Origin of the sequence: Sphingomonas pseudosanguinis, assembly GCF_014196255.1 — a bacterium.
GTDB lineage: Bacteria > Pseudomonadota > Alphaproteobacteria > Sphingomonadales > Sphingomonadaceae > Sphingomonas > Sphingomonas pseudosanguinis.
In genome coordinates this window covers 144108-168773 of sequence record NZ_JACIDH010000006.1, presented here as the reverse complement: position 1 = coordinate 168773, position 24666 = coordinate 144108, and the positions used below count along the sequence as shown (strand labels likewise).

Here is a 24666-nt window from a genome sequence, read left to right as displayed (position 1 = left end):
AAGCGCGCCTCCAAGACCCAGCACATGCTCGAGATCACCCTCGACATCTTCCTCGCCAGAAAACGCCTGCAGAGTCCAAAGTGAACACTCCCCCTTCAGGGGAGGGGTTGGGGTGGGGCCACGCCGCGAGCCGCCCGCCTGTAGAAGTGCCCCACCCCCGGCCCCTCCCCTGAAGGGGAGGGGTGGGTTCACGCCGTGTCATCCTGCCCTAAATGTCCCTTTTGGCGAAGGTCGCAACGAGGCCTTCGACTTCGCTCAGGCTGAACGGAGGTGGGGTTACGTCCCCTCCGCCTTGAGCGGCCGGGCCAGCAGCGCCCCGATAACCTCACCGACCGCCGCCCCGTCCAGCAACCGGCACACCGCCTCGCACACCGGCATATCGACCCCGGCCTCCGCCGCCGCCTGGCGCAGCACGGGGGCGGTGAACGCCCCCTCCGCCACGGTCCGCCGATCGGCCAGCAACTCCGCCGCCGACCGCCCCTGCCCCAAGCCGACGCCGAGCGAAAAATTGCGCGAGGCGGTCGACGAACAGGTCAGCACCAGATCGCCCAGGCCGGACAGGCCCGCCAGCGTCTCCGCCCGACCACCGCGTGCCAGCCCGAACCGCGTCATCTCCGCAAAGCCGCGCGCGATCAGCGCGGCGCGGGCATTCTGGCCCAGCCCCGCCCCCTCGACCACGCCGCAACCGATGGCGAGGACGTTCTTGATCGCGCCGCCGATCTCCGCACCGGTCACATCGTCGGTGGCATAGGGCCGGAAATGCGGCGCCGCGATCCGCGCGGAAAGAGCCTTGCGCAGGTCCGGTTCCTCGCAGGCCAGCGTCACCGCCGTCGGCAACCCCGCCGCCACCTCATGCGCGAAGGTCGGGCCGGACAGGACCGCGATCGGCGCGCCCGGATGGATCGCGCGCGCCACCTCGCCGACCAGCCGCCGCGTGCCCGCCTCGATCCCCTTGGAGCACAGGACCAGCGGCTTGGACCCGACCGGCATCGTCGCCAGCACCGCGCCCACGGCTTGCGCGGGCGTGACGACCAGCAGCGCGTCCATCTCGGCCATCGCCGCCGGATCGCTCACCGCCTCGATGCTCGGCGAGAGCGCGATATTCGGCAGATAGAGCGGGTTCGCGTGGGTCGTGTTGATCGCCTCCGCCACCGCCGGATCGCGCGCCCATATCCGCACCGGCCGAGCCCCATGCGCCGCCACCTGCGCCAGTGCGGTGCCCCAGGCGCCCGCGCCGATCACCCCGATCTTCATGCCTTCACCCCCGCGCCGCGCACGGCTTCCGCCGCCGGATCGAGCGGCCAGCGCGCCCGCGCGGGCGTGTCGAGCGGATCGGTCAGCCCCTCGCGGAACCGCTCGACGCCCGCCCAGGCGATCATCGCGGCATTGTCGGTGCACAGCCAAAGCGGCGGCGCGACGAAGCGCAGGCCGTGCTCGGCCGCCAGTCCCTCCAGCGCCCCCCGGATCACGCCGTTCGCCGCGACTCCGCCCGCGACGACCAGTGCGGTGACGGGCGGGACATTGGCCAGCGCACGCCGCGTCCGGTCGAGCAGGCAGTCGACGACCGCCTGTTGGAACGACGCGGCGATGTCCTCGGGCGAATGATGCCCGACGGCGCGGGCCACCGCGCTTTTGAGCCCCGCAAAGGAGAAGTGCGGCTCGGCTGAACCCTTCAACGGCCGGGGCAGCGGCACTGCATGGGGGTTTCCCTCCCGCGCCGCCGCCTCGACACGCGGGCCGCCGGGATAGCCCAGCCCCAGCAACTTGGCGGTCTTGTCGAACGCCTCGCCCGCCGCGTCGTCGATCGTCGTCGCCATCCGGCGATAGCGCCCGACCCCCTCGACCAGCAGCAGCTGGCAATGCCCGCCCGACACGAGCAGCAATAGGTACGGATAGGCGAGGTCGCGGTCGGACAGGCGCGGCGACAGGGCGTGGCCCTCCAGATGGTTGACCGCGATCAGCGGCTTGCCCGCCGCATGGGCCAGCGCCTTGCCGGTGACGAGGCCGACCATCACCCCGCCGATCAACCCCGGCCCCGCCGTCGCCGCGATCGCGTCGACATCGGCCAGGGTCACGCCCGCATCGGCGAAGGCGGCGGCGACCAGCGGCTCCATCGCCTCGACATGCGCGCGCGCCGCGATTTCGGGGACGACGCCGCCAAACGGGGCGTGCGCCGCCTCCTGCCCCAGCAGCCGGTGCGCCAGCACGCGGCCGTCATCGGTGACAAGCGCGGCGGCGGTCTCGTCGCACGAGGATTCCAGTCCCAGGATCAGCATGGCTCTTCCATACCCGCCCGCTGACAACTTGTCGAAGGGGGTCGGTTTACGGCAAAGGCGGAGCCATGGTTCGTTTCCGGCTCGGTACGCGCGGCTCGCCGCTGGCCCTCACCCAGGCGCATATGGTGCGCGCGGCGCTGGCGGCGGCGCAGGGGTGGGATGAGGACGCCATCGAGATCGTCCCGATCAAGACCACCGGCGACCGCGTGCAGGACCGCGCACTGGCCGAGATCGGCGGCAAGGCGCTGTGGACCAAGGAGCTGGACCGCGCGCTGTACGACGGCGAGATCGACGCCTCGGTCCATTCGATGAAGGATGTCGAGACGATCCGGCCCGACTGGCTGCACATTGCCGCGATGCTGCCGCGCGCCGATGTCCGCGACCGGCTGATCGGCGCGGAGACGATCGCCGAACTGCGCCCCGGCGCGGTGATCGGCACCAGCAGCCCGCGCCGCCGCGCGCAGATGCTGTCGCACCGGCCCGACCTGACCATCACGCTGCTGCGCGGCAATGTCGACCGGCGCCTGGCCGCCGTAACGAACGGGGAAATCGACGCCACCCTGCTCGCCGCCGCCGGGCTCGATCGGCTGGGGCGCGAGGTCGGCCATGCGGTGCCGACCGACCAGATGCTACCCGCGCCCGCGCAAGGGGCGGTCGGGATCGAGACGCGCGCCGACGATGCGGCCGCGACCATGTTGATCGCGTCGATCGACCATGCCGAGACCCATGCCTGCGTCATGGCGGAGCGGTCGTTGCTCGCCGCGCTCCAGGCGGATTGCCACAGCCCGGTCGCGGCGCTCGCCTCGCTGTCGGGCGAGATGCTGACGCTGCGCGCCGAATTGCTGGCCGAGGATGGCTCGGCGCGGGTCGGCGGCTGGGTCGAGGGCGCGCTGGACGAGGAATTGGGGCCGAGGCTGGCGACCGATCTGCTCGACCGCGCGCCGCCCGAGGTCCGGCAGCTGTTCGCAGGGCGTTGAGCCGCCCCGTGACGATCGTCGTCATTCGGCCCGAGCCGGGCAATGCCGCGACGATCGCCGCATTGCATGATGCGGGGCTGGCGGCGCGGTCGTTGCCCCTTTTCGTTGCCCAGGCGCTGGACTGGACGCCGCCCGATCCGGCGGAAGTCGATGCACTGCTCTTCACCAGTGCGCAGGGCGTCCGGCTCGCCGGCCCCGCGCTGGCCAGCCTCGCCGCGCGACCGGTGATCGCGGTCGGCCCCGCCACCGCCGCCGCCGCGCGCGCCGCCGGCCTGTCGGTGGTACTGACGGGCGACACCGATGCCGCGGCGGTGGTCGCGGCGGCGCGGGCGGCCGGTTTCGCGCGGCTGCTCCATCTGGCGGGGCGCGACCGGGTGGTGACGGACGCGATGATACGCATCGTCTATGCCGCCGAGCCGATCGCCATCCCGCCCGACACCGTACGCGATCTGGCCGGCACCATCGTCCTGCTGCATTCGGCCCGTGCGGCGGCGCGGCTCGCCCAACTGGTCGAGGATCATGATGTGGAGCGGGCCGCCATCGCGCTGGTCGCGATCAGCGCCAAGACGGCGGCGGCGGCCGGACCGGGGTGGCGCGCGGTGGCGCTCGCCGGGGCGCCGCGCGACGATGCGATGATCGCCGCCGCGCGGGCGTTGACCCGGACAGCCGCCACGGGGATAAGCGGCGCATGAACGACTTCGCGCCACTCGACCGACCGCGATCGCGCGGCCCCCGAACGGGCGCGACCATCGCGCTGATCCTGCTGGCCTTTGCCGCAGGGCTGATCCTGATGGCCTATGCGATGCGCAACCTGTCCTGGTTCGGCGGCACCACCGCCAGCGCGCCCCGCGCGGTCACCGCCAAGCCCGGCACCGGCGCCACCGCCACGACACCCGGCAGCGATGCCGCCCGCGCCGGCACCGATCCGATGACGCTGGCCACCCGTGAGGCCGCCTTGGCCGCGCAGCTCGCCACGCTGGAGGCGCGCGCCGCCGCCATCGCCACCGATTCCGCCGCCGCCGGGGTGCAGGCCGGTCGTGCCGAAGCGATTCTGGTCGCCGCCGCCACCCGCCGTTCGATCGATCGCGGCCAGCCGCTCGGCTATCTCGAGGAGCAGCTGCGCATCCGCTTCGGCGCCAGCGAGCCGCGCGCGGTCACCGTGCTGGTCATGGCTGCGCGCCAGCCGGTCACGCTGGAGACGCTGCGCCAGGGGCTGGACACGCTCAGCCCCGAACTGGTCGTCAACGGCAATGACGGATGGTGGGAAGGGCTGCGCCAGGAACTCGGCCGGCTGATCGTCATTCGCGAGGCGTCGGCACCGTCGTCCAATCCCAATAGCCGACTGGAACGCGCGCAGCGGTTGCTCGACAGCGGTCAGGTCGATGCCGCCCGGGCCGAGGTCATGCGGCTGCCCGGGGCCGGCGGATCGGCGGCGCAGACATGGCAGCGGGCGGCACGGCGCTATGTGCTTGCCCGTCACGCGCTGGACCTGATCGAGAATGCCGCACTGGTCGCCCCGGTCACGGCGCCGGCGCCCATCGTGACCAGTCCGGTCGTCGGCACTCCCGACACCGCGCCCGACGCAGCCCCTTCGCAAGGCTCCGGCGACCAGGCGGCACCCGCCCCCACGCCCCAGCCGGTCGCACCCTCCATCTAGTTGGGCAATCCGGGATTTTCCCGGATGCCGCGCGGGCCGCGCCTGATCCAGACAGCATGTCATGACCGCGCTGCCCCGCCCGTTCCGTTTCGCGGTCGCCGACATGGGCGATGATGCCGGGACCGCGCGACGGGGAATGGTGCGGCTCGATCGGCAGGACTGGTGGGCGCTGGCGCTCTACGCGCTGGCCTTCGCCGCCGCGCACCGCGTGTCGCATCTGTGGAGTGGATCGGGCTTCTATTCGCTCTGGTTTCCCGCCGCCGGCCTCCGCCTGGCGCTGATGTGGCGGATGGGCGCGCGGCTGACGCCGTGGATCGCGGTGGTCGAGGTGCTGGACAATGTCGTCCTGGGCTTCGTCTCGCTCGACCGGGCGGGGGGCGTGATGACGATCTGGGGCATCATCCGCCCCGTTTTCGCCTATGGCCTGACCGTCGCGGGCATCCGCTGGCTGGCCGGACGACGGCACGGCACCTTGCTGAGCGCGCCGATGCCCTTCGGACTGGCGGCGACCCTGGCCCCACTGGCAGGGGCCGCGCTGGCGGTGCCGCAGGCGCTCTACAATCCCGAACTGACCGGCGTGACCAATATGCGCGAGGTCATCGTTTCGCTCTCCGCCTTCGTCGTCGGCGATCTGCTCGGCACGCTGTTCGTCGCGCCGCCGCTGCTCTGGCTCGCCGATCTGGCACAAGGACGGGGGCGACAAAGACGCCCCGCGCCGTCACTGGCGGTGCTGGCCGAGGCGCTGGGCGTGCTGGCACTGGGGCTGGGCCTCTCGCGTCTCCTCACCGCCGGGGGGCTGGGGGTGCAGCCCGCCCCCGTGCTGGTCGCGGTCGCGTGGATCGGCCTGCGCTTCGGCCGCGCGGCCGCCTGGGGGGCGCTGCTGATCATCGTGCTGATCGTCTTGCCCGACACCGCCGGCGCGATGGCGACGCCGGAGCGGCTGCAATATCATCTGGCGCTGGCGACGATCGTGGTCGCCGGTTACCTCGCGGGCAGCTTCGCCGATGCGCAGGCGAGCGCACGTGCCACGCTGGAGCGGCGCGACCGGCTGCTCTTCCAGGCCGAGCGGCTGAAGACCCTGCGCGCCATGTCGGTGGCGGTGATCCATGAGGCGAGCCAGCCGCTCTCCACTCTGGCGATCGAGGCGCGCCACCTGCGCCACCTGACCGCCGACCTTGGGGGCGATCTGGGCGGTGAGATCGCTCAGAGCGCGGCGCTGATCGATCGCAAGGCCGATCATCTGGCGACGATGATCCGCCGCCTGCGCCGCTTCGGCGGCCATGCGGCCGACCGTCCGCAGCCGGTCGCCATCGCCGCGCTGATCGACATGGTCGCCCCGCTCGCCCGTGCCGAGGCGCGCGATGCCGGAGTGGCGCTGGAGATCGCCCCCGCCACACCCGACGCCTTCGTCCTGGCGCAGGAGGTGGAGCTGGCGCAGGCGGTGATGAACCTGGTCCGTAACGCGGTGCAGGCGGCGCGAGACCTGTCGCCCGCGCCGCCCGTCACGCTCTCGGCCGATGTCGCGCAGGACCGCGCCATCCTGTCGGTGACGAACCGCGCCGCCGCGTCCCATGCCCCCAAGGATGGCGGCATGGGCGTCGGCACCTTCATCGCCCGCGCCATCGTCGAGGCGCATGGCGGCACCCTGTCGCGCACCCGTCTGGCCGATGGCATGGTCCTGGCCACGCTGTCGCTGCCGCTGGTCGAGCCGCGATGACGCACCCCCTCCCCGATCCTGGCCCCGACCTTGCCGGTGCCGTCGTCCATGTCGTCGATGACGATCCCGATCTGGGCGCGGCGATCGCGCGGATGCTGGCGCGGCAGGGCTTCGTCACCCGCGCCTTTGGCGATCCGGTCGATCTTCTGGGTCGCTATCCCGCGATGCCGGCGCATGCGGTGGTCAGCGACGTGATGATGGGCGATCTGGACGGGTTCGGCTTTGCCGATCGGCTGCGTGCGCTCGACCCGCATGTCGCGATCCTGTTCATCACCGCCTGGCCGACCACCGCGCATGCGGTCGATGCGGTGCGGCGGCATGGCGGCCTCGACTATCTGGAAAAGCCGATCGACGAGGCGCGGCTGAATGCCTCCTTGCGCGAAGGCATCGCCTGGTCGCGCGAGCGGCGCGCGGCGGCGGCGCGGCTGGCGGAGCTGTCCCCGCGCGAGCGTCAGGTGTTCGATTTGCTGGTGCAGGGTCATGGCAACAAGGCGGTGGCCGGGCTGCTCGGCCTGTCGCCCAAGACGATCGAGGACCACCGCGCCGCCGTCTTCGCCAAGACCCGGACGCAAAGCGTGGCGCAGCTGATCGCCCTGTCGCGCTGATCCGTCCGACCCTGCACCCGGACGGGGAGCCCGATCCGCCGCCCGGCGTTCGAACCCCATGCCATTGCCGGAGATTTGCGGATGATCACCTCCAACCGCGCCAGGGCCTGGATCGCGGCCTGTGCGCTCCTGCCGCTGCTCGCCGCCTGCGGGAACGGCGGCGAGAGCCGGGACGAAACCTATACGGTGCGCACGCCCGGCCCCACGCCGTCAGCCAGCCCGACCAACGCCGAGGTCCCCGGCCCCGCCCCCGCCTCTGGGGCGACCGCCCAGCCGATCAGCCGTCCAGCCGAGCCCAAGGGCGTGCTCGCCTGTTCGGCCGAGCGCGGGCAGGCGGCGGCGCAGCGGCTGGTGAAGATCTGCACCTCGGTCTCCCCCGCCACGCATCCGCCGTGCAACGTCGCCAATAGTTGCGCGCTGATCGAGGACGAGATCGCGCGCAGTTGCGCGCTGCTCGGCAACGATGCGGCGACGACACCGGGCTGCTCGGTCGATTCGAGGAGCGATGCGGCGGCCGCCGGCGTGGTCCGGCGCTATTATGCCGCGATCAATGCGCATGACTATGCGACCGCGTGGCAGCAATGGGGGCCGGACGGCCGCCCGGGCCAGCGCTTCGCCGACTTTCAGAAAGGCTTTGCCGATACCCGCGCGACCCGCGTGACGATCGGGCGAACGGGTCCCAGCGAGGGCGCGGCGGGGTCGGTCTATGCGACCATCCCGGTGACGGTCGACGCTCAGCTCGACAATGGCCGACAGCAGCGCTTCACCGGCCAATATGTCGTGCGACGGGTCAATGACGTGGACGGATCGAGCGCGGAGCAGCGGCGCTGGCATATTGATTCGGCGACGTTGAAGCCGGTGGGGTAATCCCTTGGCCTTCGACGTCGCTCAGGCTGAACGGCGTTTGGGGCAATATCCCAGCCTCCGTTCGCACTGAGCGAAGTCGAAGTGCACATACTGACGCCGAGGGCCAATCGACATTCATCTTATTCCTCCCCTGGAAGGGGAGGTGGCAGGCCGAAGGCCTGACGGAGGGGTGTCCCGCTATCGAGAGGGGGACACCCCTCCACCATGCTCCGCATGGTCCCCCTCCCCTTCCAGGGGAGCAATGACGGCGACAGTGTCCAAATGTCGGTCCGACCTAGATCGGATGCCCCTCGGTATCGCGCAGTACTTCGCGCCGACCGACATGGTCCGGGCGCCCGACGATGCCGTCGGTTTCCATCCGCTCGATCAGCCGGGCCGCCGAGTTATACCCGATCCGCAACTGCCGCTGGAGCCAGGAGGTCGAGGCCTTCTGGCTCTCGCACACCAGCTGGATCGCGGCGCGATATTGCTGGTCCTCGGCCGAGTCCTCGCCCGTGGGTGCGCCATCGAGCGCGAAGCTCTCCGCCGGTTCCTCGGTGACCGAGGAGATATAATCGGGTTGGCCCTGCGCACGCCAGTGATCGGCGACGCGGTGCACCTCGTCGTCCGAGACGAAGGGACCATGGACGCGCACGATCCCCTTGCCGCCGGGCATATAGAGCATGTCGCCCCGCCCCAGCAGCTGCTCGGCACCCTGCTCGCCCAGGATGGTGCGGCTGTCGATCTTCGAGGTGACGTGGAAGGAGATGCGGGTCGGCAGGTTCGCCTTGATGACGCCGGTGATGACGTCGACCGACGGACGCTGCGTCGCCATGATCAGGTGGATACCCGCCGCGCGCGCCTTTTGCGCCAGCCGCTGGATCAGGAATTCGACTTCCTTGCCCGCCGTCATCATCAGGTCGGCCAGCTCGTCGACGATCACGACGATCTGCGGCAGCGGTTCGTATTCGAGCTTTTCTTCTTCATAGACCGGCTGGCCGGTCTCGGGGTGATAGCCGGTCTGGACCTTGCGGCCGAGCGGCTGGCCCTTGGCCTTGGCCGCACGCACCTTGTCGTTGAAGCTGGCAAGGCTGCGCACGCCGACCGAGGACATCTGGCGATAGCGGTCCTCCATCGTCTCGACCGCCCATTTCAGCGCGCGGACCGCCTTGGCCGGATCGGTGACGACCGGCGAGAGCAGATGCGGAATGTCGTCATACATCGACAATTCCAGCATCTTGGGGTCGATCATGATCATCCGGCACTGCTCGGGCGTCAGGCGGTAGAGCAGCGACAGGATCATGCCGTTGAGACCGACCGACTTACCCGAACCCGTCGTACCCGCGACCAGCAGATGCGGCATGGGGGCCAGGTCGGCGACCACCGAGTCGCCCGCGATATTCTTGCCCAGGATGATCGGCAGTTGGGCGGCCTGATCGGCGAAGCTCTGCGACGCGACCAGCTCGTGCAGCGACACCATCTCGCGCTTGGCGTTGGGCAATTCGATGCCGATGACGTTGCGCCCCGGAATTACCGCGACGCGCGCCGAGATCGCCGACATGTTGCGCGCGATATCGTCGGCCAGCGCGATGACGCGATTGGCCTTGATGCCCGGCGCCGGCTCCAGCTCGTACATGGTCACGACCGGACCGGGGCGCACCTCGACGATCGCGCCCTGGACGCGGAAATCGTCGAGGACGTTTTCCAGCAGCCGCGCATTGCGCTCCAGCGCCGCCTTGTCGATCTGGCCGGCGGGCGAAGGCGGCGCGGGGGTCAGCAGGTCGAGGCCGGGCAACTGATAGGGCGCGTCGCGATCGGCGGCGGCCTTGGGCCGGGCAGGGGCGGGCGCGACCTGGCGGTCGGCGATGACGGGGGCGGGGCGATCCTCGCGCACCGGCACCGCCTTGCGCGCCAGGGTCAGCGGCTCCTCGTCCTCTTCCCCATCATCGTCGTACAGCGCGCTGTCGTCGTCATCCCACGGCACGCCGTCCGCGTCCTCGCCCGAGGTGGCCCGACGCCGCCGCAGCCGCGCCAGCCCGCGCTCCGCCAGATCGAGTTCCAGGCTGCGGCCCCACAGATACGCCCCGCCCAGACCGAAGGCGAGGCCCGCCACCGCCGACCCCCAGGTGACGACCGCCGGCTGGCCGCTGAACGCCAGCGCCCAGTCGACCAGTCCGGCGACCGACAGGCCGATCACCCCGCCCCAGCCGGCGGGCAGCGCCAGCACCGCCGAGTCGGAGACGAAGGACAGCGCGCACGCCATCAGCGCGACACCGATCACCGCCTGGCGCAGCATCCGTACCCAGCGCCCCGCCGGACGGTCGCGCCACAGCCGGGTCGCGATGATCGGCCCGACCGGCAGGATCAGCGCGACCGCCGGGCCGAACAGGGTCAGCGCGATGTCGGCGATCCAGGCACCCGGCAGCCCCAGCCAGTTGGCGGGCACCGCGCCCGAGGCGGTGTTGAGCGCAGGGTCGCTCGCGCGGTAGCTGGCAAGCGCCAGCACCAGCATCAGCGTGACGGCGAACAAGGCGATCGCCGTGACCAGCGCCCCGCTGCGCACCGCCCCCGCCTTCACCGTCTCGCGCCATAAAACGGGCTGCGCGCGGCTGGCCATGGCTGTTGTCCTTCAGGAATGTCCGAAAATCCGGGAAAATTCATCGCCTCTGACGGTTTCCACGTCAAGGCGCGAGGGACGGCGGATTGTCGGCCCCCGCATTGTTTGCGACCGCCTGACGGTCTAGGAGCATGGATATGGATAGCGACGTCATCATCCTCGGCGGCGGCCTGGTCGGGGCGACCCTGGGCGTTGGCCTGGCCGCGCATGGCCTGTCTTCGATCATCGTCGATCCCGCCGATCCGGCGGTGGTCCTGGCCCCGGGTTTCGACGGGCGCGCCTCGGCCGTCGCCTCGGCCAGCTGGCGGATGCTCGATGCGATCGGCATCGGCGCGAAGCTGGCGGGGCAGGGTTGCGAGATCCGGCACATCCGGGTCAGCGACGGGCTGGAGCCGGGCGCGCTCGACTTCATCCCCGATGCCGATGACGGCGCTCTCGGCACCATGTTCGAGAACAAGCTGCTGCGCCGCGCGATCCATGCGACCGCCAGCGAGGCCGAGCTGGTCGACCTGCGCATGCAGACCCGCGCGGTATCGGTCGAGCGCGGTCCGGCGGGCGTCACCGCGACTTTAAGCGACGGCACCACCGTCCGCGCGCCGCTGCTCGTCGCCGCCGAGGGTCGCCAGTCGCCGACACGCGAGGCGGCGGGGATCAAGGTCGCGCGCTGGTCCTACGACCACAAGGCGATCATCAGCGCCTTCCACCACGAGCTCGCCCACGAGAATATCGCGTTCGAGATTTTCTACCCCAGCGGCCCGTTCGCGCTGCTGCCGCTGCCCGACGATGACATCGGGCACCGCTCGGCGATCGTCTGGTCCGTGCCGGGGCGCGATGGCGACGGGATGCTGAAGCTGTCCGACCGCGCCTTCCTTGCCGAGGCGGAGAAGAGCATGGGCGGATTCCTGGGCACGTTGTCCCATGCGTCCCCCCGCTCCGCCTATCCGCTGGGCTTCCACCGCGCGGCGACGATGACCGGCGAACGGCTGGTGCTGGTCGGCGACTCGGCGCACGGCATCCACCCGATCGCGGGGCAGGGCGTGAACCTGGGTTATCGCGACGTCGCCGCCCTCGTCGAGGTGCTGGTCGAGGGCAAGCGCACCGGCATGGACCTGGGCGATGCCGCGCTGCTCCAGCGCTATCAGCAATGGCGCGGGCTCGACACGCTGATGGTGTCGGTCGCGACCGACAGCTTCAACCGCATCTTCGGCATACCCGGCAAGACCGCCAGCGCGGTCCGGCGGCTGGGCATTACCGCGATCAACCATATCCCGCCGATCAAGAACCGCTTCATGGCCGAAGCGCGCGGTGAAACCGGACAATTGCCCCGGTTGTTACAGGGCGTGATGGTCTGAACCTTCATGAGCGAGATGGCGATGCGGCCCGACATCATTCCCTGCCTCCGGTACGAGAATGCGCCGCACGCCATCGATTTTCTGTGTGACGCCTTCGGGTTCGCACGGCAGGCGGTCTTCGCCGACCCCGACGATCCCCACATCGTCCACCATGCGCAGCTGGTCCGGCAGGACCGGATGGTGATGGTGTCGAGCGCGCTGTTCACGCCGCATGCCGCCATTGCGGGATCGAAGACGCCGGCCCAGGCGGGCGGGGTGACGATGGAGCTGTATCTCGTCGTCGCCGATGTCGATGCCCATGCGGCGCAGGCCCGCGCGGCGGGCGCGACGATCATCGCGGAGCCGGCGGACAAGCCCTATGGCGGCCGTGGCTATGCCGTGCGCGATCCGGAAGGCCATATCTGGAGCTTTGGCAGCTATGATCCCTGGGCCTGACTATCCCGGCCATCCCACCCGCCCCGCGCGCGGGCCGATCCGCGACCGGCGCCAGCGCGGCGTCGCGCGCGGCATGGGCGCGGCGCTGTTCGTCGTCATCCTGACCCTGATCGTCAGCTGGAGCTTCGCGCCCCTCCTGTCACCGACCGACCGGGTCCTGCGCGCGGTCGCGGCGGCGACGGTGGCGGCCTTGTGGCTGGCAGCGGCGATCGGCCATGTCGCGGCGCTCCGCTTCGAATCGCCCGCCGACATCGATGCGGCGGCGGGGGGCGGCGGTGATTCGCCGCGCATCGCCATCGCGCAGGCGGTGTTGCGCAATACCCTGGAGCAGGTGGTGCTGGCGGTCCCGGCCTATATCGCGCTGGCCTGGGTGGTCGAGGGATCGGGCGCGATGGTGCCGATGCTCGCCGCACTGTTTTCGATCGGGCGGACGCTGTTCTGGGCCAATTATGCACGCGGCGCGGTGGCACGGGCGTTCGGCTTTGCGCTGGGTTTCTATTCCAGCGTGGCGGCGCTGGTCATCGTGCTGGTGGCATTGGTCGGGCGGATCATCTGATCCATCCCGCCCCCCGTTCAGCCTGAGCGAAGTCGAAGTGCATGCCCCACGCTCGCCGATAGCGATGCCCTTGGCCTTCGACTTCGCTCAGGCTGAACGGGGGTGGGGGATAGTGTGAACGACGTAGGGGCTCAAAGCTCCCGCGCTTCCTCGACCAGCATCACCGGCACGCCGTCGCGGATCGGATAGGCGAGCCCCGCCGACTCCGACACCAGTTCCTGTGCGGCCTCGTCATAACGCAGCGGCGTGCGCGTGACGGGGCACACCAGCCGTTCGAGCAACCACGGGTCCAGGCTCATTGCAGCGTCACCCGATCCTCGCCATCATGGCGTCCGAAGAATTGCATCAACTGGATGATCAGCTCGGCACGCTGTTCCAGGTCGGGGGCCTCCAGCAGCGCCTGTTTGGCGGCGACATCGAAGGGTGCGATCTGGGCGATACCGTTGACCAGGCTCTCATCATCCAGCCGGCCGACCGAATCCCAATCGACCGCATAGCCCTGAAGATCGGCAAAGCGCCGCGATTCCTGCTCCAGCGAGGCGCGGCGGCCGAGCGACAGGAAATCCTCGTCGGCGATCGGCAGCAAGTCCGCCTCGACCTGGCGGAACGGCGTCGTCACCTCCAGCTCGCGCTGGATACGGAACAGCGACACGCCCTCTAAAACCAGATTGTAGCGGCCATCCTCCATCGCCTCGACCTCGGCGATGCGGCCGACGCAACCGACCTGATAAAGCGCGGGCGTGTCGCCCTCGCCCGCCGGTTGGACCATGCCGATCCGCCGGTCGCGCGCCATCGCGTCGGAGACGAGCGCCCGGTAGCGCGGCTCGAAGATGTGCAGCGGCAAGGGCATCCCCGGAAAGAGGATCGCGCCCGCCAGCGGAAAGATCGAGAGCCGCGCCACCTGCGCTTATCCGAACAGGATGGCGGACAGCCGCCGCCGCTGCTGCGACACCCAGGGGTCGGTCATGCCGACCACCTCGAACAGCTTGAGCAGTTGCTGGCGCGCGGCGTCCTCGTTCCAGCCGCGATCGGCCGCAACGATGTGGAGCAGGTTGTCCGCCGCGCCGTCACGGTCGCCCGTCGCCATCTGCGCGTTGGCCAGCGCGAACCGCTTATCGTGATCGTCGGGGCTGGCCGCGACCTCGGCCGCCAGATCGGCATAGTCCGCCGCCGGAGGAGCCGACCGGGCGAGTGCCACGGCAGCGACCGCACGGTGGATGGCGGGATCGTTGGCGAGGCCTTGCGGAAGCGCCTCGGTTGCCGCTTCGGCTTCATCGATCCGGCCGGCGGCGAGCAGCGCGCGGATATGCCCCGACAGCACGGCGGGATGCTCGGGCGCCATGTCGAGCAGCTGCTGGAAGATCGACAGCGCGCGCTCGGCGTCGCCAGCCTCCAGCACCTCCTCGCCCATCGCGATCAGCGGTTCGAGTTCCGCTGCCGCGTCCGACGCTTCCGACTGGATCGGCAATTGCTTGAGCAACTGGTCGAGCATCGTGCGCAGCGCGCTTTCGGTGCGCGCGCTGGTCAGGTCGGCGACCAGCTGCCCCTGGAACATCGCATAGACGGTCGGGATCGAGCGGATCTGGAATTGGTTGGCGATGAACTGGTTCTTGTCGGTGTCGATCTTGGCCAGCACGACGCCCTTGTCGGCATAGGCCTCCGCAACCTTTTCCAGCGTCGGGCCCAGCGCCTTGCACGGCCCGCACCATTCCGCCCAGAAGTCCAGGATGACCAGCTTGGTCATCGACGGCTCGACGACATCGCGGCGGAAGGCGGTGACGGCTTCCTTGTCGGCAGGCGACATTCCCAACGTGGCCAAAAGACGCTCCTTTACGTGTTGCTCGGCCCTATGTGGGCGAGCGGGTCCGGTAATGAAAGGCCGTCGCGTAAATCAGCCGTTCAGCCGCGCGATCGTGCGGTCGCGCCCGATCAGCGGCAAGAGCGCGGCCATGTCCGGCCCCTGCGCCCGGCCAGTCAGCGCGAGGCGCAGCGGGAGGAACAGCGTCTTGCCCTTGCGCCCGGTCGCGTCCTTGAGCGCGGCGGTCAGTGCGTGCCAGGGATCGGTCGTCCAGTCGATCTGCCCCGCGACTTCGGCGGCCTGCACCAGATAGGCGCGGTCGTCCTCGGCCGGTTCGGGGGCCTCGACCGGCCCCTCGATCACCTGCCACCAGTCGGCGGCTTCGGCGACGGTATTAAGGTTCGGGCGCACCGCTTCCCATTCCGCTTCGCCCATGCCGGTCGGCAAACGGTCGGCGACCGCTTCATACGGCGTCTGGTGGAGAATGCGCGCGTTCAACTGCGCCAGTTCCGCCTCGTCGAAGCGCGCGGGCGCACGGCCGAAGCGGGTGAAGTCGAACCCGGCGATCAGCGGGGCCATCTCGGCGACCGGCTCGACCGGATCGCTGGTCCCGATCCGTGCCAGCAGCGCGCGTACCGCCTGCGGCTCGATCCCGATCTCGCGGAAATGATCGACGCCCAGCGAGCCGAGTCGCTTGGACAGCTTGCCCTCGTTCCCGGTCAGCAGCGCGGCATGGGCGAAACGCGGCAGCTCTGCCTTCAACGCCTGGAACATCTGAATCTGGAGCGCGGTGTTGGACACGTGATCCTCGCCGCGCACCACCTGGGTCACGCCCATGTCGATGTCATCGATCACCGAGGGCAGCATATAGAGCCACGTCCCATCGGCGCGGCGGATCACAGGGTCGCTCATCGTCGCGGGATCGAAGCGCTGGGGCCCGCGCACCGCATCGTCCCACTCGATGGCCGCGCCGTGATCGAGCTTGAACCGCCAGTGCGGGCGAACGCCCTCGCCTTCCAGCTTGGCGCGATCCTCGTCGGTCAGCGACAAGGCGGCGCGATCGTACACCGGCGGCAGGCCACGCCCGAGCTGAATCTTGCGCTTCAGATCGAGTTCCTGCGCCGTCTCATAGGCGGGATAAACATGGCCGCTCGCCACCAGCTCGGCGAACCGCGCCTCATACAAAGCGAAACGCTCGGATTGACGGACTTCGCTATCCGGGATCAGCCCCAGCCAGGCCAAATCCGCCCGGATCGCCTCGACATAGCGTTCCTCGCTCCGCTCGGCATCCGTGTCATCGATGCGCAGCAGGAAGCGCCCCCCGGCCTTTTGCGCGTACATCCAGTTGTGCAGCGCGGTGCGGATGTTGCCGACATGCAGCCGCCCGGTGGGCGAAGGAGCGAAACGGGTCACGGTCATGGCCTCGCCCATAATCGGGGAATCACCTTTGCGCTATTGTGACAGCGCGATTAAAGGGGCCGCGACTACGGGCTGTCTGCGGGGACGGGGTACGACCATGAAATTGATGACCGGCAATTCGAACCTGCCGCTGGCGAAGGCGATCTCCTCCTATCTGGAGGTGCCGCTGACGGAGGCGCTGGTGCGCCGCTTCGCCGATGAGGAAATCTTCGTCGAGATCCAGGAGAATGTGCGCGGCGAGGACGTGTTCGTGATCCAGTCGACCGGCTATCCGGTCAACGACAACCTCATGGAACTCCTCATCATGATCGACGCGCTGAAGCGTGCGTCGGCCAGCCGCATCACCGCGGTGATTCCCTATTTCGGCTATGCGCGCCAGGACCGGAAGCCCGGCCCGCGCACGCCGATCTCGGCCAAGCTGGTGGCGAACCTGATCACCGTCGCGGGCGCCGACCGCGTCCTGTCGGTCGACCTCCATGCCGGCCAGATCCAGGGCTTTTTTGATATCCCGACCGACAATCTCTATGCCGCGCCGGTCATGTCGGCCGACATTCTGGCGCGCTTCAAGAACGACAACCTCATGGTCGTTTCGCCCGACGTCGGCGGCGTGGTCCGCGCGCGCCAGCTCGCCAAGCGTCTGAACAACGCGCCGCTCGCCATCGTCGACAAGCGTCGCGAGCGCGCGGGCGAATCGGAAGTGATGAACATCATCGGCGACGTCGAGGGACGCTTCTGCATCCTGATCGACGACATCGTCGACTCGGCAGGCACGCTGTGCAACGCCGCCGCCGCGCTGCGCCAGGCGGGAGCCGAGGATGTTGTGGCCTATGTCACGCACGGTGTGCTGTCGGGCGGCGCGGTAGCGCGAGTCGATGGCTCGGAACTGCGCGAGCTGGTCATCACCGACTCGATCGGCAATCACGAGTCGATCAGCGGCACCGGCAAGATCCGCCACCTGCCCATCGCGCCGCTGCTGGGCGAGGCGATCAAGCGGATTGCGGACGAGACGAGCGTGTCGAGTCTGTTCGATTGATGCTGGGGCGAGGGCGTTGGCGATAATCGTCGCCCGCCCCCGTCACGTGTAGGTCGAAGGGCTATTCCCGTAGCCTTCGACTTCGCTCAGGCTGAACGGGCGTGGGGCAGGTCCTGAACTCCGTTCACGCTGAGCGAAGTCGAAGCGCACGTCCCTCGCCCAGACCCAAGCGATGTTATGCCCTCAGCGATTCCCCAGCGCGACGATATGCTCGAACACCGCCGGGTGCAGCGGCTTGGAGAAGGCGCAGCCATATTTGAACCGGTCCCGCCACGCAATCACCGCCTCCAGCGGGGCAAGGCCCGGCAGGGTCAGCCAGACGATCGTGCCCGGCCATAGCGTGAAGCTGGTTTCGGCGCGAAAGCCCTCGGGCGACAGGTCGACAACGTCGATCTCGAACCGGGTCTGCCCCTTGTCACGCAGATGCGCGCGCATCCGCACCGCATGACGCAGCGAGCGACGAAGTTCCTGGCCGGGGACCGGCTCGAATGGCGGTGTGAAGACCGGTTTTTCCATGACGCTCCCCTTAGCCACAAGAAGGTTACTTTTCCGCCAACACCCGTTCGCGCTCGACCGGCGCACCGGCCGGGCGACGCACCCCGGCGCGCGCGCGGCGCTTCAACTCGGCCTTCAGGTCCTCGGGCTTGGGGGCGACCAGAAAGCCGAAGCTGACCGTCCCCTCCTTCGTCTCCACCACATGGTGCAGGCGATGCGCCTGGATGATGCGCTTCATATAATCCGACTTGGGCAGATAGCGCGTCGGCAGCCGCTTGTGCACGATCACGTCGTGAAAGCCGAAATAGATCGCGCCGTACGCCGCGATGCCCGCGCCGATCCAGGTGAAGCCCGGCCACCAGCCCAGCTGCACCCCGCCCAGGATCATCACGAACGACGGCACCGCGAAGATCGCGGCGTACAGGTCGTTCCATTCCCAGTTGCCGGTACGCGGGCGGTGATGGCTTTCGTGCAGGAACCAGCCCGGACCATGCATGATCCAGCGATGCGCCGCATAGGCGAATCCCTCCATGAAGATCACCGTGCCAAGAAACAGAAGAATGCCAAAAGCCCAGTTCATCGAGTCGGCATAGCGCATCCGCGATGAATTTGCTCCCGATTCCGTTCATCGCATGGATCAGACCTTCCGCCTTTGACCAAATCGCATTTGCGATGCAATTGCATTAAAACCGTTTCGGGGTGGATTTATCCGCCAGCCTGTGCTTTAGCCGCACCCAATTTCCCTAGAACCACCCGAGAGGCGGAAGGCTAGCGCATGAACATCCACGAATATCAGGCCAAGGAATTGCTCGCCAAGTTCGGCGTGCCCGTCCCCGCCGGCTTCGCCGCGATGACCGTCGAGGAGGCCGTCGAGGCGTCGTCCAAGCTCCCCGGACCGCTCTATGTCGTCAAGGCGCAGATCCATGCGGGCGGCCGCGGCAAGGGCAAGTTCAAGGAACTCGGCCCCGACGCCAAGGGCGGCGTTCGCCTGGCCAAGACCGCCGAGGAAGTGCGCGCGCACGCCACCGACATGCTGGGCAACACGCTGGTCACCATCCAGACCGGCGAAGCGGGCAAGCAGGTCAACCGCCTGTACGTGACCGACGGCGTCGACATCGCCAAGGAATTCTACCTCGCGCTGCTCGTCAACCGTGCGACCGGCCGTGTCTCGATGGTCGCCTCGACCGAGGGTGGCATGGACATCGAGACCGTGGCGCATGACACGCCCGAGAAGATCCACTCGATCGACATCGACACCGCGACCGGCTTCATGCCGCATCACGGCCGCGCCGTCGCCGCCGCGCTGGAGCTGACCGGCGACCTCGCCAAGCAGGCTGCCAACGTCGCGTCGAAGCTGTACGCCGCGTTCCTGGGCACCGATGCCGAGCAGATCGAGATCAACCCGCTCGCCGTCACCGAAGATGGCAAGCTGATGGTGCTCGACGCCAAGGTCGGCTTCGACGGCAACGCCATGTTCCGTCACAAGGACCTGATGGAACTGCGCGACACCACCGAAGAAGACGCGATGGAGCTGGAGGCGTCGAAGTACGACCTGGCTTACATCAAGCTCGACGGTGACATCGGCTGCATGGTCAACGGCGCCGGCCTCGCCATGGCGACGATGGACATCATCAAGCTGAACGGCATGTTCCCGGCCAACTTCCTCGACGTCGGCGGCGGCGCGAACAAGGAGAAGGTCACCGCGGCGTTCAAGATCATCCTGAGCGATCCGGCGGTGAAGGGCATCCTGGTCAACATCTTCGGCGGCATCATGCGCTGCGACATCATCGCCGACGGCATCGTCGCGGCGGCGAAGGAAGTGAACCTGCAGGTTCCGCTGGTCGTCCGCCTGGAAGGCACGAATGTCGAGAAGGGCAAGGAAATCCTCGCCAATTCGGGTCTCGCGATCGTCCCCGCCAACGATCTGGGCGACGCCGCCAAGAAGATCGTCGCCGAGGTGCAGAAGGTCGCGTAAGTCGCACCTTCGGCCCTGACGGACCGATTATAAAGGGGCTCGGGCGGAAACGTCCGGGCCCCTTTCTCGTTAGCCTCAGGTGTTGGTCTTGCGATGCTCTCGCAACGCCGCCAAAGACGGCGGCATGATGGGCTGTTCAGCCGGGAAGGAACCGCGATGAAGATCGTCGTGCCCGTGAAGCGGGTGTTGGATTATAACGTGAAGCCGCGCGTGAAGGCGGACGGGACGGGCGTCGATCTGGCGAACGTGAAGATGAGCATGAACCCGTTCGACGAGATCGCAGTGGAAGAGGCGATCCGGCTGAAGGAGAAGGGGGCGGCGACCGAAGTGGTCGTCGTCTCGATCGGCGAGCCCAAGGCGGCGGACACGCTGCGCACTGCGCTCGCCATGGGTGCGGACCGCGCCGTCCTCATCACCGCCGATCAGCCGGTGGAGCCTTTGGGCGTCGCCAAGCTGCTCGCCAAGGTGGTCGAGGAGGAACAGCCGGGTCTCGTGATCCTGGGCAAGCAGGCGATCGACGGCGACAACAACCAGACCGGCCAGATGCTCGCCGGGCTGCTCGGCTGGGCGCAGGGCACGTTCGCCTCGAAGGTCGAGATCGAGGGTGAAACCGCCAACGTCACGCGCGAGGTCGATGGCGGCCTGGAGACGGTGGCGCTCACGCTCCCTGCGATCGTCACGACCGACCTGCGCCTCAACGAGCCGCGCTACGCCTCGCTCCCGAACATCATGAAGGCCAAGTCCAAGCCGATGGCGACCAAGACCGCCGCCGACTACGGCGTCGATGTCGCGCCCCGCCTGACGATCACCCATGTCGCCGAACCCGGTAAGCGCCAGGCGGGCGTCAAGGTCGGCTCGGTCGATGAGCTGGTCGAGAAACTGAAAGCACTGGGAGTGGCCAAGTGAAGACGCTGGTATGGGTCGAGCATGACGGCGGGTCCGTCAAGGATGCCACGCTGGCGACCGTCACGGCGGCGGCCAAGCTGGGCGAGGTGCACCTGATCGTCGCGGGGCAAGGCGTCGACGGCGTGGCGCAGGCGGCAGCGAAGATCGCTGGCGTGGGCAAGGTCCATGTCGCCGACGACGCGGCCTATGCGAATGCGCTGGCGGAAAACGTCGCGCCGCTGGTCGCCGAGCTGATGGGCCATCACGACGCGTTCCTGGCGCCGTCGACCACGACGGGCAAGAACATCGCGCCGCGCGTCGCCGCCCTCATCGACGTCATGCAGATCAGCGACATATTGTCGGTCGAGGGACCGGACAGCTTCACCCGGCCGATCTATGCGGGCAACGCCATCGCGACCGTAAAGACCCGCGATACCAAGCTGGTCCTGACCGTCCGTACCACCGCCTTCGAGAAGGCGGCGGCCGAGGGTGGTTCGGGTACGGCCGAGGCGGTCGCTGCGACCGGCGATGCCGGAAGCTCGCGCTTCGTCGGCGCGGAGAAGGCCGAGAATGCCCGGCCCGAGCTGACCAGTGCCAAGATCATCGTCTCGGGCGGTCGTGCGCTGGGCTCGGAGGAGCAGTTCCATGCGCTGATCGATCCGCTCGCCGACAAGCTGGGTGCCGCCGTCGGTGCATCCCGTGCGGCGGTCGATGCGGGTTATGCCCCCAACGACTATCAGGTCGGCCAGACCGGCAAGATCGTCGCGCCGGAAGTCTATGTCGCGGTCGGCATCTCGGGCGCGATCCAGCATCTGGCGGGGATGAAGGACTCCAAGGTCATCGTCGCGATCAACAAGGACGAGGATGCGCCGATCTTCCAGGTGGCCGACATCGGCTTGGTCGGGGATCTGTTCACCGTCGTGCCGGAGCTGACCGACAAGGTCTGAGATGTGTTCGCGCAGAGGCGCGGAGGACGCAGAGAGGATTCCCTCTCCTCCGCGCTCTCTGCGCCTCTGCGCGAACCAACATTCCTCCCCTGTAAGGGGGGGTGGCGCGCGTAGCGCGTCAGAGGGGTGTCACCCTCTCGATAGCGGGACACCCCTCCACCAGCTTCGCTGGTCCCCCTCCCCTTACAGGGGAGGAATAGGAGCTTCCCTTTCCAGCTCGCTCACGCGACAGTCGCGGGCATGGTCAGCCGACATCTTCGCATCACCGGGCGCGTGCAGGGCGTCGGGTATCGTTACTGGTTCCTCGGCCGCGCCGAGGCCCTGGGGCTGACCGGATGGGTGCGGAATCGCGTGGACGGTTTGGTCGAGGCTATGATCCAAGGCTCTGACGCCTCCGTCGCGCAGATGATCGCCGACGCCGCAGACGGCCCGCCCGCCGCCCGGGTCGATCTGGTCCTGCCCCACGATCACGAAATCGATCCCAGCCTCACCCGCTTCGAGCAGCGACCAACATGCTGATCGCGCTCCTGCTCGCCCAGGCCGCCGATCCCGCGATTACGCGCCGCATCGAGTCTGTCCTGGCCCGCGCGCCGATCGTCGACGGGCATAACGACCTGCCATGGGAGTTGCGCGACTCGGACCTTCCGCCTGAATCGCCGGCATTCGCTGACAATACCGCCACCCTCCCCCATCCGCTCCAGACTGACCTGCCCCGACTGAAACGCGGCGGGGTCGGCGGGCAATTCTGGTCGGTGTGGATTCCCGCCGATGTCACCGGCCCGCGCGCGGTGGAGATGACGCTGGAGCAGATCGGCCGCGTCCACCGCCTCGTCGCCGCGCATCCCGATCAACTCGCCATGGCGCGCACCGCCGAGGATGTTCGCCGTCTCTCGCGCACCGGCAAAGTTGCCTCGCTGATCGGCGTCGAGGGCGGGCATCAGATCGACGGGCGGCTGTCGGTACTGCGTCAGTACCAGGCGCTGGGCGTCGCCTATCTGACGCTGACGCATGGCCGCAGCCTGGCCTGGGCCGATTCGTCGACCGATGCTCCCATCGCCAACGGCCTCACCCCCTTCGGCCGCGCGGTCGTGACCGAGATGAACCGGATCGGCATGATCGTCGATGTCGCGCATGTCTCCGACGCGACGATGGCGGCGGTGCTCGATACCAGCAAAGCCCCGGTCATCGCCTCCCACTCGGACGCCCGCGCTCTGGCCGATGCGCCGCGCAACATTCCCGATGCGCTGCTCCGCCGGATCGGTGCGGGTGGGGGCGTGGTGATGGTGAACTGCTACCCCGCTTTCCTGTCGAGCGACTGGCGCGCTTGGGATACCAAACGCACGGCCTATGCCAGGTCGATCGGTGTGCCCGCCAATGTCTATGGCTCCCGCAGTCCGGCCGCGCTGATCGCCTGGGACGCCGCCAACCCGGCCCCGCGCGTGACGCCCGCGATGGTCGCCGATCATATCGAGCATATCGCCCGCGTGGCCGGTCACAGCGCAGTAGGGTTCGGCGGTGACTATGACGGGATCAACGGCACCGGGCCGGAGGGGATGACCGGCGTCGACGGCTATCCGCTGGTGCTGGCCGAGCTGGTCCGGCGCGGCTGGAGCAATGCGGACCTGTTGGGCCTGACCAGTGGCAACATCATGCGCGTGATGGAGCGGGTGGACGCGGTGGCGAAGAGCCTCAGTGCGACAGCACCGGGCGATTCGATCGATCCGCTGGCGCGTTGAGCGTGTCTCCGGCGAACCGCATCGCGACCAGCCAGATCACGAACCCGCCCAGCGCCAGCCCGCATCCGACATAGCCGGTCGAGGTCCAGCCCAGCCCATGCGCGATCGCCAGGCCACCCGCCCAGGGGCCGATCGCATTGGCGGTATTGAACGCCGAATGGTTGAGCGCGGCGGCCAGCCCCTGCCCCTCGCCCGCCACGTCCATCAGCCGCGTCTGGAGCACCGTACCCAGCGCCCCGCCCAGTCCGATCGCAAAGACATTGGGCAGGATCGTCCACAGGCTGCCCGCCGCCAGCGGATAGAGCGCCAGCATCGCCGCCGACCAGAGCAGCAGCGCTCCGGCGGTCGGCATCAGCGCGCGGTCGGCAAAGCGCGGCACCACGATATTGCCGATCGTCATGCCCAGACCGAACACCGCCAACACCAGCGGAATGGTCGTCTGCGACGCGCCCGTCACCTCGGTCAGCGTCGACGCCAGATAGGTATAGACCGCGAACATGCCGCCAAAGCCGATCGCGCCGATCGCCAGCGTCAGCCACACCTGCCCCTTGCCCAGCGCCGCCAGCTCGCGGCGGACACTGGCGCCGTGATCGGGTCGGTCCTGCGGCGCGGCGATGGCGACCAGGGTCGCGGTCAGCAGGGCGAGCGCGGCGACGACCCCGAACACCCAGCGCCAGTTGAGCCACTGGCCCAGCATCTGCGCCAGCGGCACGCCGATCACGGTCGCGACCGTCAGGCCGAGCATGATCCGCCCCACCGCCATCGTCCGCCGCTCGTCGGGAACCAGCGAAGCCGCGACCAGCGCGGCGATCCCGAAATAGGCCCCGTGCGGCAACCCGCTGAGAAAGCGGAAGACCAGCATCCAGTGATAATCGGGGGCCATCGCCGACAGGCCGTTGCCGATCGCGAACATCAGCATCAGCGCGATCAGCAATGTCCGCCGCGCCAGCCTGGCCGACAGCACCGCCAGCAACGGCGCGCCGACCACGACGCCCAGCGCATAGGCGCTGATGACATGCCCCGCCGTCGGCGCATCGATGCCAAGGCCACGCGCGAGGTCGGGCTCCAGGCTCATCGCGGCGAATTCGGTCGTGCCGATCGCGAAGCCGCCGACGGCCAGCGCGGCATGAACGACGCCCGGAGAAAATGTCTTGGCCAAGAGAATGTCCTTTCGGCTGTCATATGTTGCAGCGCAACACGGATCGCAACCTTTGATCGGGCTTGATTTCCGGGCAGAGTTTTCCGGTTGCCGCCGCTGTTTCAAATCGATGCGCAGAATCCCGTTGAACGGACGGCCTGCGGCCCGCACACCGGATGCATCGGCGTGGGGGAGCAAGCCG

Annotated in this window: 25 protein-coding genes; 15 read left to right on the top strand and 10 right to left on the bottom strand. The window is 68.8% G+C overall.

The window, feature by feature from the left end:
* Positions 1–276: 276 nt before the first annotated feature.
* Complete coding sequence (locus GGR48_RS09345; RefSeq protein ID WP_183951638.1) at positions 277–1254, bottom strand: NAD(P)H-dependent glycerol-3-phosphate dehydrogenase; 978 nt, start codon at positions 1252–1254, stop codon at positions 277–279.
* Complete coding sequence (gene tsaD, locus GGR48_RS09340; protein ID WP_183951637.1) at positions 1251–2276, bottom strand: tRNA (adenosine(37)-N6)-threonylcarbamoyltransferase complex transferase subunit TsaD; 1026 nt, start codon at positions 2274–2276, stop codon at positions 1251–1253. The genes GGR48_RS09345 and tsaD overlap by 4 nt, the downstream gene beginning before the upstream one ends.
* Before the next feature lie 65 nt (positions 2277–2341).
* Between tsaD and hemC the strand changes: the two genes are divergently transcribed.
* The 6 genes from hemC (at position 2342) to GGR48_RS09310 (ending at position 8099) form a co-directional block, all read left to right on the top strand.
* Entirely contained in the window at positions 2342–3253 is a 912-nt protein-coding gene (gene hemC, locus GGR48_RS09335; protein WP_183951636.1) for a hydroxymethylbilane synthase, read from the top strand.
* A gap of 8 nt (positions 3254–3261) precedes the next feature.
* Positions 3262–3945 carry a uroporphyrinogen-III synthase gene (locus GGR48_RS09330; RefSeq protein ID WP_338110516.1) on the top strand — a complete coding sequence of 228 codons (684 nt, stop codon included), beginning with the start codon at positions 3262–3264 and terminating at the stop codon, positions 3943–3945.
* The gene (locus tag GGR48_RS09325; RefSeq protein ID WP_183951634.1) at positions 3942–4910 is read left to right on the top strand and encodes an MICOS complex subunit MIC60; all 969 of its coding nucleotides are present in this window, start codon (positions 3942–3944) and stop codon (positions 4908–4910) included. Before GGR48_RS09330 ends, GGR48_RS09325 begins: the two co-directional genes overlap by 4 nt.
* Positions 4911–4971: 61 nt before the next feature.
* On the top strand, positions 4972–6627 hold the full coding sequence (locus tag GGR48_RS09320; protein WP_240456082.1) for a sensor histidine kinase: 1656 nt from the start codon (positions 4972–4974) through the stop codon (positions 6625–6627).
* A complete protein-coding gene (locus GGR48_RS09315) occupies positions 6624–7232 on the top strand; it encodes a response regulator transcription factor (protein WP_183951633.1) in 609 nt (202 codons plus the stop codon). The genes GGR48_RS09320 and GGR48_RS09315 overlap by 4 nt, the downstream gene beginning before the upstream one ends.
* Positions 7233–7313: 81 nt before the next feature.
* On the top strand, positions 7314–8099 hold the full coding sequence (locus tag GGR48_RS09310; RefSeq protein WP_183951632.1) for a hypothetical protein: 786 nt from the start codon (positions 7314–7316) through the stop codon (positions 8097–8099).
* Positions 8100–8373: 274 nt separating this feature from the next.
* Here GGR48_RS09310 and GGR48_RS09305 read toward each other — a convergent pair whose 3' ends face one another.
* Positions 8374–10695: a DNA translocase FtsK gene (locus GGR48_RS09305; protein WP_183951631.1), complete on the bottom strand. Its 2322-nt coding sequence runs from the start codon at positions 10693–10695 to the stop codon at positions 8374–8376.
* Positions 10696–10832: 137 nt separating this feature from the next.
* Between GGR48_RS09305 and GGR48_RS09300 the strand changes: the two genes are divergently transcribed.
* Genes GGR48_RS09300 through GGR48_RS09290 form a run of 3 tightly spaced genes read left to right on the top strand, consistent with a single transcriptional unit; the run spans position 10833 to position 13038 of the window.
* Positions 10833–12047, top strand: coding sequence for a UbiH/UbiF/VisC/COQ6 family ubiquinone biosynthesis hydroxylase (locus GGR48_RS09300; protein ID WP_183951630.1), 1215 nt, complete (start codon positions 10833–10835; stop codon positions 12045–12047).
* Between the two features lie 15 nt (positions 12048–12062).
* On the top strand, positions 12063–12482 hold the full coding sequence (locus GGR48_RS09295) for a VOC family protein (protein WP_183951652.1): 420 nt from the start codon (positions 12063–12065) through the stop codon (positions 12480–12482).
* Positions 12466–13038 carry an MAPEG family protein gene (locus GGR48_RS09290; protein ID WP_183951629.1) on the top strand — a complete coding sequence of 191 codons (573 nt, stop codon included), beginning with the start codon at positions 12466–12468 and terminating at the stop codon, positions 13036–13038. The genes GGR48_RS09295 and GGR48_RS09290 overlap by 17 nt, the downstream gene beginning before the upstream one ends.
* 131 nt (positions 13039–13169) lie before the next feature.
* On the opposite strand, the gene GGR48_RS09285 is transcribed toward GGR48_RS09290, so the two are convergent.
* From GGR48_RS09285 to gltX, 4 genes are all read right to left on the bottom strand, one after another.
* Positions 13170–13337 carry a Trm112 family protein gene (locus GGR48_RS09285; RefSeq protein WP_183951628.1) on the bottom strand — a complete coding sequence of 56 codons (168 nt, stop codon included), beginning with the start codon at positions 13335–13337 and terminating at the stop codon, positions 13170–13172.
* On the bottom strand, positions 13334–13939 hold the full coding sequence (locus GGR48_RS09280) for an LON peptidase substrate-binding domain-containing protein (RefSeq protein ID WP_183951627.1): 606 nt from the start codon (positions 13937–13939) through the stop codon (positions 13334–13336). Before GGR48_RS09280 ends, GGR48_RS09285 begins: the two co-directional genes overlap by 4 nt.
* Before the next feature lie 6 nt (positions 13940–13945).
* The gene (locus GGR48_RS09275; RefSeq protein ID WP_183951651.1) at positions 13946–14842 is read right to left on the bottom strand and encodes a tetratricopeptide repeat protein; all 897 of its coding nucleotides are present in this window, start codon (positions 14840–14842) and stop codon (positions 13946–13948) included.
* A gap of 87 nt (positions 14843–14929) precedes the next feature.
* Positions 14930–16255 (bottom strand): glutamate--tRNA ligase, encoded by a 1326-nt coding sequence (gltX, locus tag GGR48_RS09270; RefSeq protein ID WP_183951626.1) that lies wholly within the window; start codon positions 16253–16255, stop codon positions 14930–14932.
* Positions 16256–16352: 97 nt separating this feature from the next.
* Between gltX and GGR48_RS09265 the strand changes: the two genes are divergently transcribed.
* The gene (locus GGR48_RS09265) at positions 16353–17288 is read left to right on the top strand and encodes a ribose-phosphate pyrophosphokinase (protein WP_058744857.1); all 936 of its coding nucleotides are present in this window, start codon (positions 16353–16355) and stop codon (positions 17286–17288) included.
* A gap of 183 nt (positions 17289–17471) precedes the next feature.
* Here the strand turns inward: GGR48_RS09265 and GGR48_RS09260 are convergent, their stop codons facing one another.
* Positions 17472–17804 (bottom strand): PilZ domain-containing protein, encoded by a 333-nt coding sequence (locus GGR48_RS09260; protein WP_007405238.1) that lies wholly within the window; start codon positions 17802–17804, stop codon positions 17472–17474.
* A gap of 25 nt (positions 17805–17829) precedes the next feature.
* Entirely contained in the window at positions 17830–18381 is a 552-nt protein-coding gene (locus GGR48_RS09255; protein WP_240456081.1) for a sterol desaturase family protein, read from the bottom strand.
* Between the two features lie 177 nt (positions 18382–18558).
* On the opposite strand from GGR48_RS09255, the gene sucC reads away from it, so the two are divergent.
* The 5 genes from sucC to GGR48_RS09230 all read left to right on the top strand — a co-directional run bounded on the left by sucC (position 18559) and on the right by GGR48_RS09230 (position 23326).
* On the top strand, positions 18559–19758 hold the full coding sequence (gene sucC / locus GGR48_RS09250; RefSeq protein WP_007405207.1) for an ADP-forming succinate--CoA ligase subunit beta: 1200 nt from the start codon (positions 18559–18561) through the stop codon (positions 19756–19758).
* 156 nt (positions 19759–19914) lie between these two features.
* A complete protein-coding gene (locus GGR48_RS09245; RefSeq protein WP_170171317.1) occupies positions 19915–20664 on the top strand; it encodes an electron transfer flavoprotein subunit beta/FixA family protein in 750 nt (249 codons plus the stop codon).
* The gene (locus tag GGR48_RS09240; protein WP_183951625.1) at positions 20661–21590 is read left to right on the top strand and encodes an FAD-binding protein; all 930 of its coding nucleotides are present in this window, start codon (positions 20661–20663) and stop codon (positions 21588–21590) included. The genes GGR48_RS09245 and GGR48_RS09240 overlap by 4 nt, the downstream gene beginning before the upstream one ends.
* 240 nt (positions 21591–21830) lie before the next feature.
* Positions 21831–22109 (top strand): acylphosphatase, encoded by a 279-nt coding sequence (locus tag GGR48_RS09235; protein WP_183951624.1) that lies wholly within the window; start codon positions 21831–21833, stop codon positions 22107–22109.
* Positions 22103–23326, top strand: coding sequence for a dipeptidase (locus GGR48_RS09230; RefSeq protein ID WP_183951623.1), 1224 nt, complete (start codon positions 22103–22105; stop codon positions 23324–23326). The genes GGR48_RS09235 and GGR48_RS09230 overlap by 7 nt, the downstream gene beginning before the upstream one ends.
* On the opposite strand, the gene GGR48_RS09225 is transcribed toward GGR48_RS09230, so the two are convergent.
* Complete coding sequence (locus tag GGR48_RS09225) at positions 23280–24485, bottom strand: MFS transporter (RefSeq protein WP_183951622.1); 1206 nt, start codon at positions 24483–24485, stop codon at positions 23280–23282. The two genes, GGR48_RS09230 and GGR48_RS09225, sit on opposite strands and share 47 nt — an antisense overlap.
* Positions 24486–24666: the final 181 nt, after the last annotated feature.